Below are 16,179 nucleotides of genomic sequence, written 5' to 3' on the forward strand. Positions count from 1 at the left end.
GGCAACCTCCACGTCGAGGGATTGTGTGCCGCGCCACAGTAGGAACCGGGCCCCGGGCGGGGTAACCGTCAGCCGACGAATCGACGTGCCCTGCGACGAACGGCCGACGAGCGACCGGTCGTCCGCGACGAGTGGCCTTGCAGGAAGCGAGTACCCAGGTAGTCACGCTGTTCGCCGAGATGTAACCGCAGCATGGCATCCCGCGACCAGGCTGGCGGCTTTCCCTTCAAGGACACCAGAATCATCGTGGCGAACGCCAGTGGCACCGACCACAGCGCAGGCTGGGCGACCATGATGGCGGCCAGCCCGCGCAGTGGTGGGCCGAACAGCGTAGTGGCGATTGCTCCGGCTGACGCGAGAAGCCCGGCCAGCACCCCGCACACCGCGCCGGTACTGGTGAGCCGCGGCCACCAGATGCCGAGCACCAGCAACGGGCAGAAGGTGGACGCGGCGACGGTGAAGCCCCACGTGACGAGCACACCGGCGTCGAGCGCGACCGCGGGCAGCGCCAGCACGACGACGACGGCCGCCGCGGCGAGCACCGCGACCCGCAGTTGCCACAGCCCGCCGGCGAGCAGGTCGTGCGAGATGGCGCCGGCCACCGCCAGCAGCAATCCCAGCGACGTGGCCAGGAACGCGGCGAACGACCCCGCGGTGAGCAGCACGGTGAACACCGTGCCCAGCGGGCCGGGGTCGACGGCGGCCGGCAGCGCGACGACGGCGGTGTCGGTGGCGTTGGACAGGTACAGGTGCGGCACCAGCACGGCGCCGAACACCCCGTAGATACCGGGAAACAGGTAGAACACGCTGAGCAGCACGACGGTCAGCGCCGCGGTCCGGCGGGCGGCGCGGCCGTCCGGGCTGGTGTGGAACCGCATCAGCACGTGCGGCAGCCCCATCGTGCCGAGCATGGTCGCCACCAGCACCGCCCACGTGCTCAGCACCGGGTAGCCGGCGTCACGCAGGTCCAGCGTGGGCCGCTCCCAGCCGGGCGCGCCGGGCGGATGTGCTTCCCCGACACCGGGAACCGAAGCCCCGGCGGGGAAGACGACCGTGGTGTTCTCCGCGACGGTGCGCCGTCCCGGCTGCCACACCTCGGTCACGCCGCCGGCCCGTACGGTCGTCGGTTCGCGGACGTCCAGGGTGGCGCCGATCCGGAACTCGACCGTGGTCTCGGCCGCGAAGTGGGTGAACGGCTCGGGGTGCACCGCGTCGCTGCGGGCCGCCGGGCCCACCTGGAACACCAGCCAGGCGGCGGGAACGATGAACAGCAGCAGCTTCAGGCAGAACTGGAACGCCTGGACGTAGGTGGCCGCGCGCATGCCACCCAGCGACAGGGTGGTGGCCGCGACCACCCCGGCGATGACGACACCCACCCAGTACGGGGTGTCGCCGACCGCGCCGAGCACCAGCCCCGCCGTGCGGAACTGCGGCACGAGGTACAGCCCGCCGATCACCAGCACGACGACGGCGGTGATGCGCCGCAGCACCGGCGAGGCCAGCCGGGCCTCGGCGAAGTCGGGGACGGTCAGCGCGCCGGCCCGGCGCATCGGGGCGGCGACCAGCACCAGCATCGCGACGTAGCCCGCGGTGAACCCGACCGGGTACCACAGCGAGCCGATGCCGTCCTTGACGACGAGCCCGGCGACGCCGAGGAACGACGCGGCCGACAGGTACTCCCCCGACACCGCGGCCGAGTTCAGCAGCGGCGAGACCCGGCGGGAGGCGACGAGGAAGTCCGACGTGGTGCGCATGGCGGCAACGCCGCGCAGGCCGACGAACAGGGTCACCAGCACGACGGGCGCCACCCCGAGCGCGGCGATCACTCCCGCTCCACCCGTTCGGCACGGCGCAGCTGCCAGCGGGCCAGCAGTACCAGCAGCGGGTAGGGCAGCACGGCGACAGCCAGCCAGGACACCGGGATGCCCAGCAGCCGCAGCTCGTCCAGCTGGGGCAGCAGCGTCAGGGCCAGCGGCAGGCCGAGCAGCACCACCAGCAGGCAGACCAGCGCGGGCACGGCCACCCGCCGCTGTGCCCGGTAGGCCTGCGCCGCCCGCCGCGCCTCGGCCTCGGCCAGCTTGGGCACCGGCGAGGGCTGCCGCGCGCGGCGGCGCGAGTGCGCCAGCCTCGTCTGCGGGCTGGTCACCGCCACCCTGCGCGAGCGGGGCATCAGCGGTTCAGCTCACCGTGGTGGGCCGCCCGCAGCAAGCGTTCCCGCAGATCACGGGCATGCCTGCGGCTGACCGGGACGTCGCCGAGGTCGGTGTGCGCGAGCAGCCCGCCCGCGGAGTCGCTGCGCAGCTCCCGCACGGCGGACAGCGCCAGCAGGTAACTGCGGTGCACCCGGGCGAACCCGGCGCCCTCCCAGTACTCCTCCATGCGGGAGATCGGCATGCGCACCAGGTGCACGCCGGACGGGGTGTGCAGCCGGACGTAGTCGCCGTGGGCCTCGACGAACCGCACCTCGCTACGCCGCACGTAGCGGGTGCGCCCGCCGACCTCGACCGGCAGCGCCGCCATCGAGTCGGTGACGCCGACGGCGGGTTCGGCCGGCTGAACCGGGCCGTGCTTGCGGATGCGGGCCAGCGTGGCCGACAGCCGTTCCGCGCGGACCGGCTTGAGCAGGTAGTCGACCGCGCCGATGCCGTAGGCGGCCACGGCGTGCTGTTCGTGCGCGGTGACGAACACGATCGCGGGCGGCTCGCTCAGCTTGGCCAGCAGCGAGGCCATCTCCAGCCCGTCCAGGCCGGGCATCGAGATGTCCAGGAACACCGCGTCGAACCGCTCGCTCTGAATCCGGCGCAGGGCGCTCACCGCGTCGCCCGCACCGGCCACTTCGGACACCTCGGGAGCGTCCTCCAGCAGCCGGCACAGCTCGGTCAGCGCCGGCGGCACGTCGTCGACGGCCAGCACCCTCAGCCCGGTCACGGCATCACTCCCGGTTGGAATCGGGGAACCCGCAGCACCACTCGGGTGCCCTCCCCCACGGCCGTCTCCACCACGAGCCCGAACCAGGACCCGTACACGCTGCGCAGCCTGCGGTCCACATTGGCCAGTCCGACGCTGCCTGGATCGCCCTTGCCGGCGAGGACGGCCTCGGCGTGCGCCGGGTCCATGCCCACCCCGTCGTCCTCGACGCTGATCACGCAGTCGGTGCCCTCGGCCACCCCGGACACCTGCACGGTGCCCTTCCCCGAGGAGGGCTCGATGCCGTGGCGCACCGCGTTCTCCACGATCGGCTGCAACACCAGGTAGGGGACGGCGACGGCGAGCACCTCGGGCGAGACCCGCACCTGCACGGTGAGCCGCTCGCCGAGCACGGCACGCTGCAGGGCCAGGTAGGTCTCGATGGCGTGGAACTCGTCGGACAGCGTGGTGTACTCGCCGTGCCGGGCCAGGCTGTAGCGGATGTAGTCGGCGAAGTCGAGCATCAGCTCGCGGGCACGGTCCGGTTCGGACCGCACCAGCGAGGCGATGACGGTGAGCGCGTTGTAGACGAAGTGCGGGGAGATCTCCGCGCGCAGTGCCCGCAGCTCGGCGCGGGCGGCGTTCTCGGCCGACGCGTCCAGCCGCGCGCGTTCCAGGGCGTCGGCGACCCAGGCGGCGACCTCACGGACGGCGGCACGGTCCAGCTCGCCGTGCACGACGAGCACCCCGACCAGCTCGTCGGCCACGTGCAGCGGCAGCGCCAGCACCGGGGTCCTGCCGGTGGGGGTCTCGCTGTGCAGCACGTCGTCGACCAGGGCGGCGGTGTCGACACCGGCGGGCTGCTGCCCCGCCCACAGCTGGGTGCCGGACAGGTCGGCCAGCGCGACCCCGTCGGCGCCCAGCAGGCGGCGGATTCCCCTGGCGGCGTGCCGGGCCCGGCGCCCAGTGACGCCGTCGCGCAGTTCCTCGGCGATGTTGCGGGCCGCGCGCAGGACCGACGCGCTCTGCGCGGCGTCGTCGCGGGGCACGGCACGGGCGGGCAGCCAGCGGGGGCGGCGCGTGCTCGCGCTGCTGCCTGCCGACGCCGGCATGTACCCGCCTCCCCTCGTCGTCGAAGTGGGTTGATGGTAGATCAGCAACCCGTTCGGGGACATGGAGGACAAACAGTTGCACTACGCAACTGTTCACCGCCGTGCCGTCGGGCCTTCATCCACGGACGTAACCCGGGCACGGTGACCGCCCGATAAACCCGGCGACACATGGGGAATAATCCAATAGTTGCGAGGGGGCCGGACCGTGGCCAGGACACCGCGGTTTCAGCTGGTCGACTCCGCCAACGGGACCCGCTGGCGACTGCTCGGGGGCAACAACCTCTCACTCGGTGGCAGCGCGGGCACCTTCCGCGACGCCACCGAGTGTGCCGGTGCGATCCTGCGGCTGCGCGCCACCGTCGCCGGGCTGACCGCCGAGTTCAGCCATACCAGCGGCGGCAGCTGGCGCTGGCTGCTCTACGCCGACGCCGAACTGGTCGCCGTCGCGGGCCGCGGCTACGGCCGCAAGGTGGAGGCGCGGCAAGGTCTGGACCGTTTCCGCGCCGCCGTTCCCGTCGCCGGGCTGCCGGGTGAGGAACGGATCGCCGACTGGCGCACCAAATACCGGATGGACACCCGGCCGGGCTCACGCTGAGTGCGTTCGTCGGTGCTTCACCGACGTGCCGTCGGGCGGGAACGCAACGCACCCACATCGTCCAGCCTGCCCGGCGAGCGTGGTGCCCGCACCCGGGAGTTCCCCGGATCGTAGTGAGACTAGAGAGAGAGTGCTGAATCCATGCGTGCTCGTACTGCTCGGTTTCTCGGTGTCACCGCCCTGGCCACCGGTGCCTGCCTGGCCATGACCGGTACCGCCTCGGCGGTCGAGGGCCCGAACGGCCTCGCGGAGGTCATCGCCGCCGCGGGCTCGGACACCACCCAGGACATCACGGCGGAGCTGTTCCGCCTGTCCAACGCCGCCGGCTGGAACACCGACAAGGACAACTTCGTCAACGTCCCGCCGCAGCTGGCCTCCGGCGGCTCGTTCACCGTCCCGGCCGACCCGTTCGCCGACGAGGTCGTCTACACCAACCCGGGCAACCTGCCCCCCAACGGCTCGTCGGCGGGCAAGGCCGCGCTGCGTGCCTCGGTCGAGGCCGGCAACGGCGCGATCGACGTGGCCCGGTCCTCCTCCGGCCCGAGCTCCAGCGACCCGGCCGAGTTCGAGTACTACGGCTTCGCCTCCGATGGCGTCAGCTACTCGGTCCTGCCGACCGGCGCCGCCGCGGGCGTCAACCTGAGCCTGACCCAGCTGCGTGGCATCTACGACGGCAGCATCACCAACTGGAACCAGGTCGGCGGCGCCGACGCGGCGATCCAGGTCTACCTGCCACAGGCCGGTTCCGGCACGCTGTCGTTCTTCACCGGCACCGTGCTGGGCTTCGACCCGACCACCAAGCCGGTGACGATCAAGCGGCACCAGGAGCACGACGCCGCCGCGATCCCGGCCGCCGACCGCGCCGCCGCGATCACGCCGTTCTCGGTGGCCCAGTTCGTGGCCCAGGGCAACGGCATCGTCACCGACAAGCGCGCCGGCTTCGACGTGCGGCCGCTGTCCGGCGCCGGCTACGACGGCGCCCTCTACGCGACCGAGGGCGGCAAGCTGGTGCCGGCGTTCGCCGACACCTTCCTCGGTGCTCGCACCGTGTACCACATCGTCGACACCCGGTCGGTCTCCTACGGCCAGGCCGTCAACGCCGTCGGCTTCGACGCCTCGGGCCCGAGCCCGCTGTGCGCCGGCACGCTGAACGACACCCTGGAGCTGTACGGCTTCAAGCCGCTGACCGGCGGCTGCACCCTGTCCTGACGCACACCCCCGCAGCCCCCGCGCCCGCCGGGCGCGGGGGCTGTCCGCACGCTCAGCCGGTGACCGAGGCGATCCAGTCGCGGTAGGCGCCGACGTGGGTGTACTGGCAGCTGGTGGCGTTCCCGGTGGACAGCACGCCCACCTGGACGCCAGCGGCGTTGAACATCGGGCCGCCGGAGTCCCCGCTGCCGCAGACCCCGTTGATCCGGTTGCCGTTGACCGCGCGGCCGCCGTAGGCGTCGGTGGCCGCGACGTCGGTCACCTCCAGCCGCGCGTTCTTCAGCAGCGGCGACTGCTTCCCGCCGCCGGTGTCACCCCAGCCGTGGATGGTGACCGTGTCGCCGGTGGCGACGTCGTCGAGGCCGCCCAGCGAGACCGCGGGCGCGGCCACCGGCTTCGCCAGCCTGACCAGCGCCAGGTCGGCGTCGCGGTGCAGGGTGACCCCGTTGTCCGCGGCGTCGACGTACTCCCCCTTGGCGTGTTCGACGTCGCCGATCCGGAAGCCCCACCGGTGCTCGCCGCCGATGCAGTGCCGGGCGGTCAGAATCCACTGTGGACCGACGACGGTGGCCGTGCAGTAGCCGTCGGACCCGTCCTGGTACAGGCGGGCCGACCAGGGCGCCGACTCGGTGAACTCGCCGTCGACGATCGCGTGTGCGGGCGTGGCCAGTGCGGCGACGGCGGCCAGTGCGGTGACAATGGTTGCTGTGGCGGCGGAACGCATGCGCGGAACGCTAATCGAGCGTCCCCGGCGGAGGGCACCTGCGAAAGTCGGGTCAGCTCCAGGCGGGGAACAGGCGCCACACGGCCATCGCCGACAGCGTCGCCAGCACCAGCAACGCCGGCGCGGTGAGCACGTAGGTCGACACCGGGCGCCACCGGCGGTAGAGCACGGTCGCCCCGGCGGCCGCGGCGACGAACCCGCCGAACGCCAGCGCCAGCATCGCCCAGCCGGCCGGGTCGCCGGTGCGGCCGTCCTGGCCGTCGGTCTTGCCGTGCTGGGGAGTCGGCCGGAACGGCTTGCCGTCCAGCACGGCGGTCACCACGGTGGCCTCGTCGGCGGCCAACGGCCACCAGGACGTGGACGTGACCAGCGTGAGCCGGTCGTCGGGGGTCTTGCCGTAGTCGGCGCGCTCGTCGAGGCTCCGGGTGGCCACCTCGGTCACCCGGTACACCGACTTGCCCTGCGTGGTCGCGGTGACGATCTGGTCGCCCGTCCGCAGGTCGGCCAGCTGGCCGAACGCGCCGCCGTAGCCGGAATAGCGGCCCACGACCGCGGAGTTGCCCGGCTGCCCGAGCCCGGACGTCCCCGGCACGTGCCCGGGGCCGGACGCCGTCTGGCTCGGACCGGCACCCTCGACGACGACCTGCTGCAGCCGCAACCTCGGCACCTCCAGCACCGCGACCGGCGCGCCGAACTCGGCCGGCCGGTCCGGCGGGGCGGCGCCGAGCAGGCTCTGCGTGGCGCCCAGCGCCTTGTCCATCTCACCGCGCAACACGGACAGCGCCTCCCGCTGGTCACTGTTCTGCAGCAGCGGCCCCACCGCGTAGACGACCAGCGCGAAGCTCACGACGGCGGTGGCCAGCCACGCGACCACCACGCCGCCGATCCACGCCGGCCCGAACCGGACGAACCCCGGTGCCTGCGTGGTCACGCCGCGGCCCCGCGCAGGCGTGCGATCCGCTGTCCCACCCAGCCGGCCGCCCGGGCCAGCCACGCGGGCACCGGCCGTCCGGCGGCCAGGTAGGCCGTCGAGGACGGCAGCACCACCAGCAGGCCCAGCGCCACCAGCGGCAGCAGGATCGCCAGCACGCCCGCCCCGGGGAACAGCGGGATCCGGGTGTTGCCGGCCAGCAGCTTGGCCGCCTCGACGGTGGCCGGGCTGGGCGCCTGGGTCAGGGCGCCCGCGTCCGGGCCCGGCCCGGCGGCGGGCAGGCCGCCTGCCGGTCCGCCCGGCGGCAGCGCGCCGGTTCCCCCGCCCTGCGGGCCACCGGCCGGTGGCGGCGGGTTCTGCTGGATGTCCTTGTTCTCCGCGCACGCCTCGCCGGCAGGCCCGGCGCCGACCTTCGCGATCCGCTCGCGGGCCGTGGTCACCAGGTCCGGCGTCAGCGGAACCATGCCGGGCCCGAGGACCTTCTGCCCGCCGCCGACGGCGGTGGTCAGCACGCCCCGCAACGTGTCCTGCGCGTCCTTGCGGGGCGTGCAGTCGGCGCCGACCAGCGCGTTGCCGGGTGCCACGGCGTGCTCGGCGAACGTCAGCGGGTAGGCGGCCTGGTCGGCGCCGGTGTCCCCGAGCAGTAGCGTGCCGTCCTCGGCGGGCCGCAGGTGAGCGGCCGCGGCCTGCAGGGACTGCGGGGTGGGGGCGACGAACTTGCCAGCCGAGTTGGGCAGGGCCACCGGCGTCCACCCCGACTCGACGGCCGTGGCCAGGTCGGTGAGCACGTAGCCGGCGCAGGTCCGGTTCTCCGGGCAGAGCCCCATGGACAGGTCCTGCATCTGCTTGCGCACCCCGCCCTTGGTCAGCGCGGTGGCGATGTTGACCAGGCCGTCGTTGACCGCGAGGTAGTCCTTGATGACCCCGACCGGCGCACCGCCCTTCTGCGTGGGCAGGAACCGCCACTGGGCCGGAGCCTTCTGGGTGAGCATGGTGCTCAGCAGCAGCGGGCCGGTGTCGGTGCCGACGTTGCCGGACAGGCCGAAGTCGCCGAACAGCCGGTCCTGCGGGAACATCCCGGCCAGCAACGGGTTGCGGCTGACCAAAGTGGACCCGTTGGCCATCACCCCGCCCACGTGGAAGCCCTCGCTCGCGGTGCGCTTGGCGATCAGGTTGGCCAGCTCGGACCAGTCGAAGGTCAGCGTGTCGGTGATCGGGCCGGTGAACGTGGCGCCGCTGTCGGTCTTGCCGGCGGGCTGCCTGCCGACGGCGGCGAGCACGACGGCGTTGAGCGCCACCGGCACCGATACCCGTTCCCTGCGCGGGTCCTCGCTCAGCGCGGTGCCGGCGCCGGTGTAGGCCAGGTCCCGTTCCGCCTTGTCGAACCCGGCCAGCGCGTCACCCTCGCCGATCGCCAGCGGCTGCACCGGGCTGGGTCCGCCGGTCGGCGAGCACAGCAGCGAGTTCCACGCGACGGCGGACTTGGCCAGCCGTTCCGGGTAGGCGGCGGTGACCGAGCGGCCCGGTGCCGGGGGCTGGCAGCCGGCGGGCCCGCCGGTGTCCATCGACGGCCGCACCGGCCCGGTCCGGGTCAGCCAGGTGACCGGCTTGGTCTGGCCGGGCGGGGTCGCGGTGATCTGCACCCAGATCGCGCACGGCGAGGTCTCGTCGCACTTGTAGGAGTACTTGGGCGCCTCGGGCCGGACGACGTTCTTGCCGTTGGCGTCGCGGTAGACCTTGCCGTAGACGGGGTCCCAGTTGATGTTCAGTGCCTGGGTCTCACCGCGGCTGACCGGGTAGGCGATGTCGATGGTCCCAGTGGCGGCGTTGCGCGGCTGCCCGGCGGCCGGGTAGCGGGCGGGCGAGGCCGAGTAGACGCCCTGGATGTGCTGGCAGTAGTTGGTGAACCGGGAGACCGCGGTGTTGTTGAACGTCAGCGCGTCCCGCAGGTCCTCCGGGCACAGGGCGACCGTGGCGCTCGCCCCGGCTGGCAGTCCGGCGATGCTCAGACGCACCACGTCGCTGTCGCGGACCGAGGACAGGTCCGCTGGGGTGGTGGTGACCTGGTACGGCAGCTGGGGCGGCTGCGCAACGGCCGCCGGTGCGCCCAGCGGGGCGACGGCGAGCACGGCACACGCGATCGCGACGACACATCTCTTGACGGACACGCGGAACACCGTGGGCCAGCGGCCCGCGTCCGGTCAACGCGCGAACGCCCGGTGCGATCGGGGTTTCACCACCGTCCCGTCGGGCGTTCACCTTCACCACACCTACCGCCCCCCGGCCCACTTCCATACTGCTCCGCGTGACCGTTGCCGCCACCCAACCGAAGGGTCCGTCGCGAAGAACCGTCGCGGACCGGCCGTCCCGAGCGGACAAGATCTTCCGCCGCGTCACCACCGGTGGCGGAGTCTTCGTCCTGCTGCTGCTGGTGGTGATCGGGTTCTTCCTCACCGTGGAGGCCGCCCCGGCGCTGCGGCACGCGGGGTTCGGGTTCTTCACCACCATCCACTTCGACCCGGCCGGGGACAATCCGGTGTTCGGCGTGCTGGGCATGCTCACCGGAACGGTGACCGTCGCGGTGATCGCCGTGCTGGTGGCGGTGCCGATCAGCATGCTCGCCGCGTTGTTCATCACCGACTACGCCGGACCGCGGCTGCGTGGCCTGCTCACCGGAACGGTGGACCTGCTGGCCGCCGTGCCCAGCCTGCTGTACGGCCTGTGGGGCTTCAGTTTCCTGGCACCGCAGGTGGAACCCGTCGCCGCGTGGCTGTCGGCCAACCTGGGCTGGATTCCGCTGTTCGAGACCACGGAGAACGCGACGCTGGTGCAGTCGATGTTCCTGGCAGGGCTGGTGGTGTCGCTGATGGTCCTGCCGATCACCACCTCGGTGATCCGCGAGGTGTTCGCCCAGACCCCGCCCGGTGAGAAGGAGGCGGCACTCGCGCTGGGCGGCACCCGCTGGGGCATGGTGCGCTCGGTGATCCTGCCGTTCGGCCGCGGCGGCATCATCGGCGGCGCGATGCTCGGGCTGGGCCGGGCGCTGGGCGAGACGATCGCCGTGTCGCTGCTGCTGCCGCAGCTGCCGGAGATCGTCACCCGGATCCTGGAGAGCGGCGGGTCGACGATCTCCGGGTTCATCGCCCGCAACGCGGGCATTTCCGGGCTGGGGGTGAACGCGCTGATGGCCGCGGGCCTGGTGCTGTTCGTGTTCACGCTGGCCACCAACTTCACGGCGTCGGTGATCATCTCCCGGAGCCGGTCCGGTGCGGGGGTGGACGCGTGACCACGATGCTGGAGGCTCCGGCGCCGCCGCCGCGGCGGCCGGTCCGCAGGCGCACCAGCGTCACCACGCGGGAGGACCGCTGGGTGCTGCTCGGCTGCGCGATCTCCTCGGCGCTGTTCACCTGGTTCGTGATGCGGCTGTTGCTGGACTCGCCGGGCTGGCTGGCCGATCTGATCGTCGGCTACCTGCTCTTCCTGGTGATGCAGTACCTGGTGTTCCGCGACCGGGCCGGGCGGCTGGCCGCGACCGACCGGCTGGTGACCACCGTGGTGTTCACCGGGATGCTGGGCCTGCTGATACCCCTGCTGTTCCTGCTGAGCTACATCGTGGTCCGCGGCGCGCCGAACCTGCGGCTGAACTTCTTCGCCGAGGACTCCGCGACGGTGAGCCCGGTGGACCCGGCCACCGCGGGCGGCGGGCTGCACGCCATCACCGGGACTCTGGAGCAGACGGCGCTGGCGCTGCTGCTGGTCGTCCCGCTCGGGCTGCTGACCGCGATCTTCCTCAACGAGACCCGGTCCCGCTTCCGCAAGCCAGTCCGGATCTTCGTCGACGCCATGAGCGGCCTGCCGTCGGTGATCGCCGGCCTGTTCATCTACGCGGCGCTGGTCATCCCCGGCGCGCTGTCCGGATCGTCGCTGTTCAACTACAACGGCCTGATGGCCAGCTTCGCGCTGTCCATCGTCATGCTGCCCACGGTCACCCGGACCGTCGACGTGGTGCTGCGGCTGGTACCGGACGGGCTGCGGGAGGCGTCGCTGGCGCTGGGCGCGAGCCGGGCCCGCACGGTGTGGTCGGTCGTGCTGCCCACCGCCCGCACCGGCGTGACGACGGCGATCATCCTCGGCATCGCGCGGGTGGTCGGCGAGACGGCGCCGCTGCTGTTCACCTCGTTCGGCGCCACCGTGCTCAACGCCAACCCGTTCGCGGGCACGCAGGAGAGCCTGCCGCTGTTCGTCTACCGCAACATCCAGCAGCCGGTGGAGTCCATGCAGGACCGCGGCTACGTCGGCGCGCTGGTGCTGATCATCGTCATCTTCCTGCTGTTCGCACTGGCCCGGCTGGCCGGCCGCGGCAGGACGAAGCGCCGAGCCCGCAGAACGAGACGCCAGGAGCGCACGTGACCATCGATTACCTCGAAGCCGAGTACGAGGACGGCCCCGCGGCCTCCACCCGCGAGGTGACACTCGTCGGCGGGCCGCCGCCCGGTGCGGCAACGCTGGAGTCGCGGGACGTGGCCGCCTGGTTCGGTGACCGGCTGGTGCTGGAGGGCGTGTCGCTGACCATGCCCGCCAGGGAGGTCACCGCGCTGATCGGCCCGTCCGGCTGTGGCAAGTCGACGTTCCTGCGCATCCTCAACCGGATGCACGAGCTGGTCCCCTCGGCCACGCTCGGCGGCGAGGTGCTGCTGGACGGTACCGACATCTACGCCGAAGGCACCCGCGCGCAGCAGGTCCGGCTGCGGATCGGCATGGTGTTCCAGAAGCCCAACCCGTTTCCCGCGATGTCCATCCGGGACAACGTGCTGGCCGGGCTCAAGCTCGCCGGGCTCAAGTGCGACGACAAGGACGCGCTGGTCGAGCAGAGCCTGGAGCGGGCCGGGCTGTGGCGGGAGGTGCGGGACCGGCTGAACTCGCCGGGCGGCGCGTTGTCCGGCGGGCAGCAGCAGCGGCTGTGCATCGCCCGGTCGCTGGCGGTGCGGCCCAACGTGCTGCTGATGGACGAGCCCTGCTCGGCACTGGACCCGACCTCCACCCGCCGGGTGGAGCAGACCATCTCCGAGATCGGCCACGACGTGACGATCGTGATCGTCACCCACAACATGCAGCAGGCCCAGCGGGTGTCCGATCACTGCGCGTTCTTCCTGGCCGCGGAGAACGAGCCGGGCCGGGTGGTCGAGCACGGCCCGACCGAGAAGGTGTTCACCGAGCCCGACGACCCGCGTACCTACGACTACGTCAACGGCCGTTTCGGCTAAGGGGAAAGAGCGATGCGAAGACTGGCCGCACTGGTCTGCTGTGTCCTGATCGGACTGTCGGTGTCCCCGCCGGTGGCGCTGGCGGCCACCCCCATCCTCGGCGGCGGTTCCACCTACGTGGAGCCCGCCATGGCCGACTGGGTGAGCAACGCCAACACCAGGGGAATCCCGGTGCAGTACACCGGAACCGGTTCACCGGCCGGCGTGACGGGCTACGGCATCAGCACGATCGACTTCGCGGGTACCGAGGCCGAGGTCAGTTCGCTGGAGGCGGCCGGTATCGGCGGTAAACCCACCCGGGAGCGTGGATTCCAGTACGTTCCCGACGTCGCCGGCGCGATCGCGGTCATGTACAACATCACCGACGCGGGCGGCAATCCGGTCAACTACCTGCACCTGAACCAGCAGACGATCGGCCGGATCTTCTCCGGTGAGATCACCCGCTGGTCCGACCCGGCCATCACCGCCACCAACGGCGGCAAGGCGCTGCCCGACCAGCCCATCAAGCTGGTCGGGCGCGGTGGCGACTCGGGCACGACGGCGTTGTTCTACGACTTCGTCGCCCACGCGGCCCCCGGTCCGTACCAGAACTTCATGCGCCGGTCCAACATGGGCCACTTCCTGCCGAGCACCCGGCCGATCAACCTGGTCGGCGCCGTGCAGGCGGGGATCAACTACCAGCTGATGGCCAACTCGGACATGATCGCCGGCTTCGTCCGCAACCAGCGCTGGACCATCGGCTACGACGAGTTCGCCTACGCCAAGAAGTACGACGTGCAGGCCGCCTGGGTGGAGAACGCCGCGGGCAAGTGGGTGCAGCCCTACGCGGAGAACATCGCCGCCGCGCTGACCCGGGCGAACCTGCGCCCGGACCTGAGCCAGGAACTGTCCGGTGTGTACACCAACCCGGACCCGAAGACGTACCCGATCTCGGCGTACTCCTACCTGATGACACCGTGCCGGCCCGCCCCGGACCGCGACACCTGCCGCACCGTGTACTCCGACCCCGGCAAGTCGGAGACGATGGTGCGGTTCATGGAACACGTCGCCTGCCAGGGGCAGGTCAACATGGCCGCCGCCGGATTCTCCCCGCTGCCGCCCAACCTGTCGCAGGAGATGATGAACTCCGTCGCCAGGCTCAGCGGCAGGCCCGCGACGCAGCTGAACGCGGGCAACTGCAACAACCCGACGTTCCACGGCAGCCTCGGCGCGGGCGCGTCCAGCCCGCCCGACCCGTTCGAGGCCATGGGTGGGGTGGACAAGCTCACCAAGGGCGGTCAGGGCCCCGCCACCAACGGTCCGGCCACCAGCCAGCAGGCGGCGGCCACGAACGGTCCCGGCGCCGGTGAGGACGCCGAGGATCTGGCCAACGGCGGCTCGAAGGACTGGCGCAACGCCGAGCCCGCCGCCTACGGCGAGGGCGCGTTCGGCGAGTTCGGCGCCTGGGCGGCCGGCGTGCTGCTGGTGGTCATCGTGACCCCGCTGGTGGCACGCGGCCTCTTCCGCCGGTTCCGCCGTTCCGCTCCCTGACCCGCGCCGGGCGAGTCCGCGAATACCGTGAAGGGGGCCTCCCCGGGGTCTGGTGCCAGGGCTCCGGCAAGGTCGGGACTCGTGGTGGTGCGGGAGCGTGGAGTTCGCGTGCCGGAGCGTGGAACTCGCGTGCACGACGGTGGGACTCGCGGGTCCGCATCATGACGCGGGTGTCTCATCTGGTGAACTCCGCGCTCGTGCACGCGAACTCCGCCTTCCAGCACGCGAATTCCACGCTCCCGCCCACATCCCACCGCAACCAGCGGCCACCACAGGCTTCGTGGCGTGAACGGCCCGTACGCGCGAGTCGTACGTTCTGACGCGCGAGTCGTACGTTCTGACGCGCGAGTCGTACGTTCTGGACCCGCGAGTTGCACGTTCCCGCCCGCCTGAATGCCGTGAAGGGGGCCCTCACGGCGTCTCATGCCGTGAGGGCCCCCTTCACGGCAATAGACGTGTGCCGGGAGCCGGACCCCGCGCTACAGGTTGATCATGTGGCCGGCCAGGCCGTGCACGGCCTCCTTGACGGCCTCGCCCAGGGTGGGGTGCGCGTGGACGTTGCGGGCCACCTCGTGGACGGTGAGGTCCCACTGCTGGGCCAGCGTCAGCTCCGGCAGCAGCTCGGTGACGTCCGGGCCGATCAGGTGCGCGCCGAGCAGCTCGCCGTGCGTGTTGTCGCTGATCAGCTTCACGAAGCCGCCCGGGTCGCCGAGGCCGTGCGACTTGCCGTTGGCGGTGAACGGGAACTTCGCCACCTTGACGTCGAAGCCCTTCTCCCGCGCCTGCTCCTCGGTCCAGCCGAAGCTGGCCACCTGCGGCTGGCAGTAGGTGGCCCGCGGGATCATGACGTAGTCCAGCTCCATGGTCTCCGCGCCGCCGATCGTCTCCGCGGCGATGATGCCCATCGACTCGGCGGCGTGCGCCAGCATGAGCTTGGCGGTGACGTCGCCGATCGCGAAGATGTGCGGCACGCTGGTGCGGCACCGGCCGTCGATGTCGATGGCGCCGCGCTCGGTCAGCCGCACGCCGGTGTTCTCCAGGCCGTAGCCCTCCACCCGCGGCTGGAACCCGATGGCCTGCAGGACCTTGTCCGCCTCCAGCACCTTCTGCTCGCCCTTGGCCGAGACGGTGACGCGGACCTTCTCCCCGGACTCGTCGATCGACTCCACCTTCGTCGAGGTCAGCACCTCGACGCCGAGCTTGCGGTACCGCCGCGCCAGCTCCTTGGACACCTCGGCGTCCTCTAGCGGGACCATCCGGTCGAGGAACTCGACGATGGTGACCTTCACGCCGTAGTTGTGCAGCACGTAGGCGAACTCGACGCCGATCGCGCCGGCTCCGGCGATGATGATGCTCTCCGGCAGCTCGCGGTCGAGGATCTGCTCCTCGTAGGTCACCACGCGGTCGCTGACGCTGGTGCCGGGCAGCAGCCTGGTGGTGGCACCGGCGGCGATGATGCAGTTGTCGAACGTGACGGTCTCGGTGCCGCCGCCGGACAGGTCCACCCGCAGCGTGTTGGCGTCGGTGAAGGTGCCCTTGCCGTCGAACTCGGTGATCTTGTTCTTCTTCATCAGGAAGTGCACGCCCTTGACGCGCCCCTCGGCGACCTGGCGGCTGCGGTCGTGCGCCACGCCGTAGTCGAACCGGACCGAGCCGTCGACCTGGATGCCGAACACGTCGGCCTCGTTGTTCACCAGGTGCGCCAGCTCGGCGTTGCGCAGCAGCGCCTTGGACGGGATGCAGCCGACGTTGAGGCACACGCCGCCCCAGTACTTCTGCTCCACGATCGCCGTCCGCAGCCCGAGCTGCGCGGCGCGCACGGCCGCGACGTATCCCCCGGGGCCCGCGCCCAGTACCACCACGTCGAAATGTGCCATGTCCGCAGCTTATGCGTCCTTCACGCCCTT

At 71.8% G+C, this 16,179-nt stretch carries 14 protein-coding genes; 6 read left to right on the forward strand and 8 right to left on the reverse strand.

Annotation, left to right across the window (positions count from 1 at the left end):
* Nucleotides 1-68: 68 nt before the first annotated feature.
* From EWH70_RS33160 to EWH70_RS33175, 4 genes are read right to left on the reverse strand one after another with little or no spacing between them, the layout of a single operon-like run.
* A complete protein-coding gene (locus tag EWH70_RS33160; protein ID WP_130479533.1) occupies nucleotides 69-1,826 on the reverse strand; it encodes a sodium/solute symporter in 1,758 nt (585 codons plus the stop codon).
* Nucleotides 1,823-2,170 (reverse strand): hypothetical protein, encoded by a 348-nt coding sequence (locus EWH70_RS33165; RefSeq protein WP_130479534.1) that lies wholly within the window; start codon nucleotides 2,168-2,170, stop codon nucleotides 1,823-1,825. The genes EWH70_RS33160 and EWH70_RS33165 overlap by 4 nt, the downstream gene beginning before the upstream one ends.
* Complete coding sequence (locus tag EWH70_RS33170; RefSeq protein ID WP_130479535.1) at nucleotides 2,170-2,928, reverse strand: LytR/AlgR family response regulator transcription factor; 759 nt, start codon at nucleotides 2,926-2,928, stop codon at nucleotides 2,170-2,172. The genes EWH70_RS33165 and EWH70_RS33170 overlap by 1 nt, the downstream gene beginning before the upstream one ends.
* Nucleotides 2,925-4,019: a sensor histidine kinase gene (locus EWH70_RS33175; RefSeq protein ID WP_130479536.1), complete on the reverse strand. Its 1,095-nt coding sequence runs from the start codon at nucleotides 4,017-4,019 to the stop codon at nucleotides 2,925-2,927. Before EWH70_RS33175 ends, EWH70_RS33170 begins: the two co-directional genes overlap by 4 nt.
* A gap of 205 nt (nucleotides 4,020-4,224) precedes the next feature.
* Between EWH70_RS33175 and EWH70_RS33180 the strand changes: the two genes are divergently transcribed.
* On the forward strand, nucleotides 4,225-4,614 hold the full coding sequence (locus tag EWH70_RS33180) for a DUF1508 domain-containing protein (RefSeq protein ID WP_130479537.1): 390 nt from the start codon (nucleotides 4,225-4,227) through the stop codon (nucleotides 4,612-4,614).
* Nucleotides 4,615-4,755: 141 nt separating this feature from the next.
* Nucleotides 4,756-5,823 carry a substrate-binding domain-containing protein gene (locus EWH70_RS33185; RefSeq protein ID WP_130479538.1) on the forward strand — a complete coding sequence of 356 codons (1,068 nt, stop codon included), beginning with the start codon at nucleotides 4,756-4,758 and terminating at the stop codon, nucleotides 5,821-5,823.
* Between the two features lie 52 nt (nucleotides 5,824-5,875).
* On the opposite strand, the gene EWH70_RS33190 is transcribed toward EWH70_RS33185, so the two are convergent.
* The 3 genes from EWH70_RS33190 to EWH70_RS33200 are packed head-to-tail and all read right to left on the reverse strand — an operon-like array spanning nucleotide 5,876 to nucleotide 9,646.
* A complete protein-coding gene (locus EWH70_RS33190) occupies nucleotides 5,876-6,547 on the reverse strand; it encodes a S1 family peptidase (protein ID WP_130479539.1) in 672 nt (223 codons plus the stop codon).
* Nucleotides 6,548-6,599: 52 nt separating this feature from the next.
* Nucleotides 6,600-7,478 (reverse strand): sortase, encoded by an 879-nt coding sequence (locus tag EWH70_RS33195; protein WP_130479540.1) that lies wholly within the window; start codon nucleotides 7,476-7,478, stop codon nucleotides 6,600-6,602.
* Nucleotides 7,475-9,646: a hypothetical protein gene (locus EWH70_RS33200; RefSeq protein ID WP_130479541.1), complete on the reverse strand. Its 2,172-nt coding sequence runs from the start codon at nucleotides 9,644-9,646 to the stop codon at nucleotides 7,475-7,477. The genes EWH70_RS33195 and EWH70_RS33200 overlap by 4 nt, the downstream gene beginning before the upstream one ends.
* 137 nt (nucleotides 9,647-9,783) lie before the next feature.
* On the opposite strand from EWH70_RS33200, the gene pstC reads away from it, so the two are divergent.
* The 4 genes from pstC to EWH70_RS33220 are packed head-to-tail and all read left to right on the forward strand — an operon-like array spanning nucleotide 9,784 to nucleotide 14,272.
* Nucleotides 9,784-10,764, forward strand: a complete 981-nt coding sequence (gene pstC, locus EWH70_RS33205) for a phosphate ABC transporter permease subunit PstC (protein WP_130479542.1) — start codon at nucleotides 9,784-9,786, stop codon at nucleotides 10,762-10,764.
* A gap of 5 nt (nucleotides 10,765-10,769) precedes the next feature.
* Nucleotides 10,770-11,888: a phosphate ABC transporter permease PstA gene (gene pstA, locus EWH70_RS33210; RefSeq protein WP_130479589.1), complete on the forward strand. Its 1,119-nt coding sequence runs from the start codon at nucleotides 10,770-10,772 to the stop codon at nucleotides 11,886-11,888.
* A gap of 56 nt (nucleotides 11,889-11,944) precedes the next feature.
* The gene (locus EWH70_RS33215) at nucleotides 11,945-12,742 is read left to right on the forward strand and encodes a phosphate ABC transporter ATP-binding protein (RefSeq protein ID WP_130479590.1); all 798 of its coding nucleotides are present in this window, start codon (nucleotides 11,945-11,947) and stop codon (nucleotides 12,740-12,742) included.
* A gap of 12 nt (nucleotides 12,743-12,754) precedes the next feature.
* Nucleotides 12,755-14,272 carry a PstS family phosphate ABC transporter substrate-binding protein gene (locus EWH70_RS33220; protein WP_130479543.1) on the forward strand — a complete coding sequence of 506 codons (1,518 nt, stop codon included), beginning with the start codon at nucleotides 12,755-12,757 and terminating at the stop codon, nucleotides 14,270-14,272.
* 479 nt (nucleotides 14,273-14,751) lie between these two features.
* On the opposite strand, the gene lpdA is transcribed toward EWH70_RS33220, so the two are convergent.
* On the reverse strand, nucleotides 14,752-16,149 hold the full coding sequence (gene lpdA / locus EWH70_RS33225; protein ID WP_130479544.1) for a dihydrolipoyl dehydrogenase: 1,398 nt from the start codon (nucleotides 16,147-16,149) through the stop codon (nucleotides 14,752-14,754).
* Between the last annotated feature and the right edge of the window lie 30 nt (nucleotides 16,150-16,179).

This window comes from Amycolatopsis suaedae (assembly GCF_004214935.1).
Classification (GTDB): Bacteria; Actinomycetota; Actinomycetes; order Mycobacteriales; family Pseudonocardiaceae; genus Amycolatopsis; species Amycolatopsis suaedae.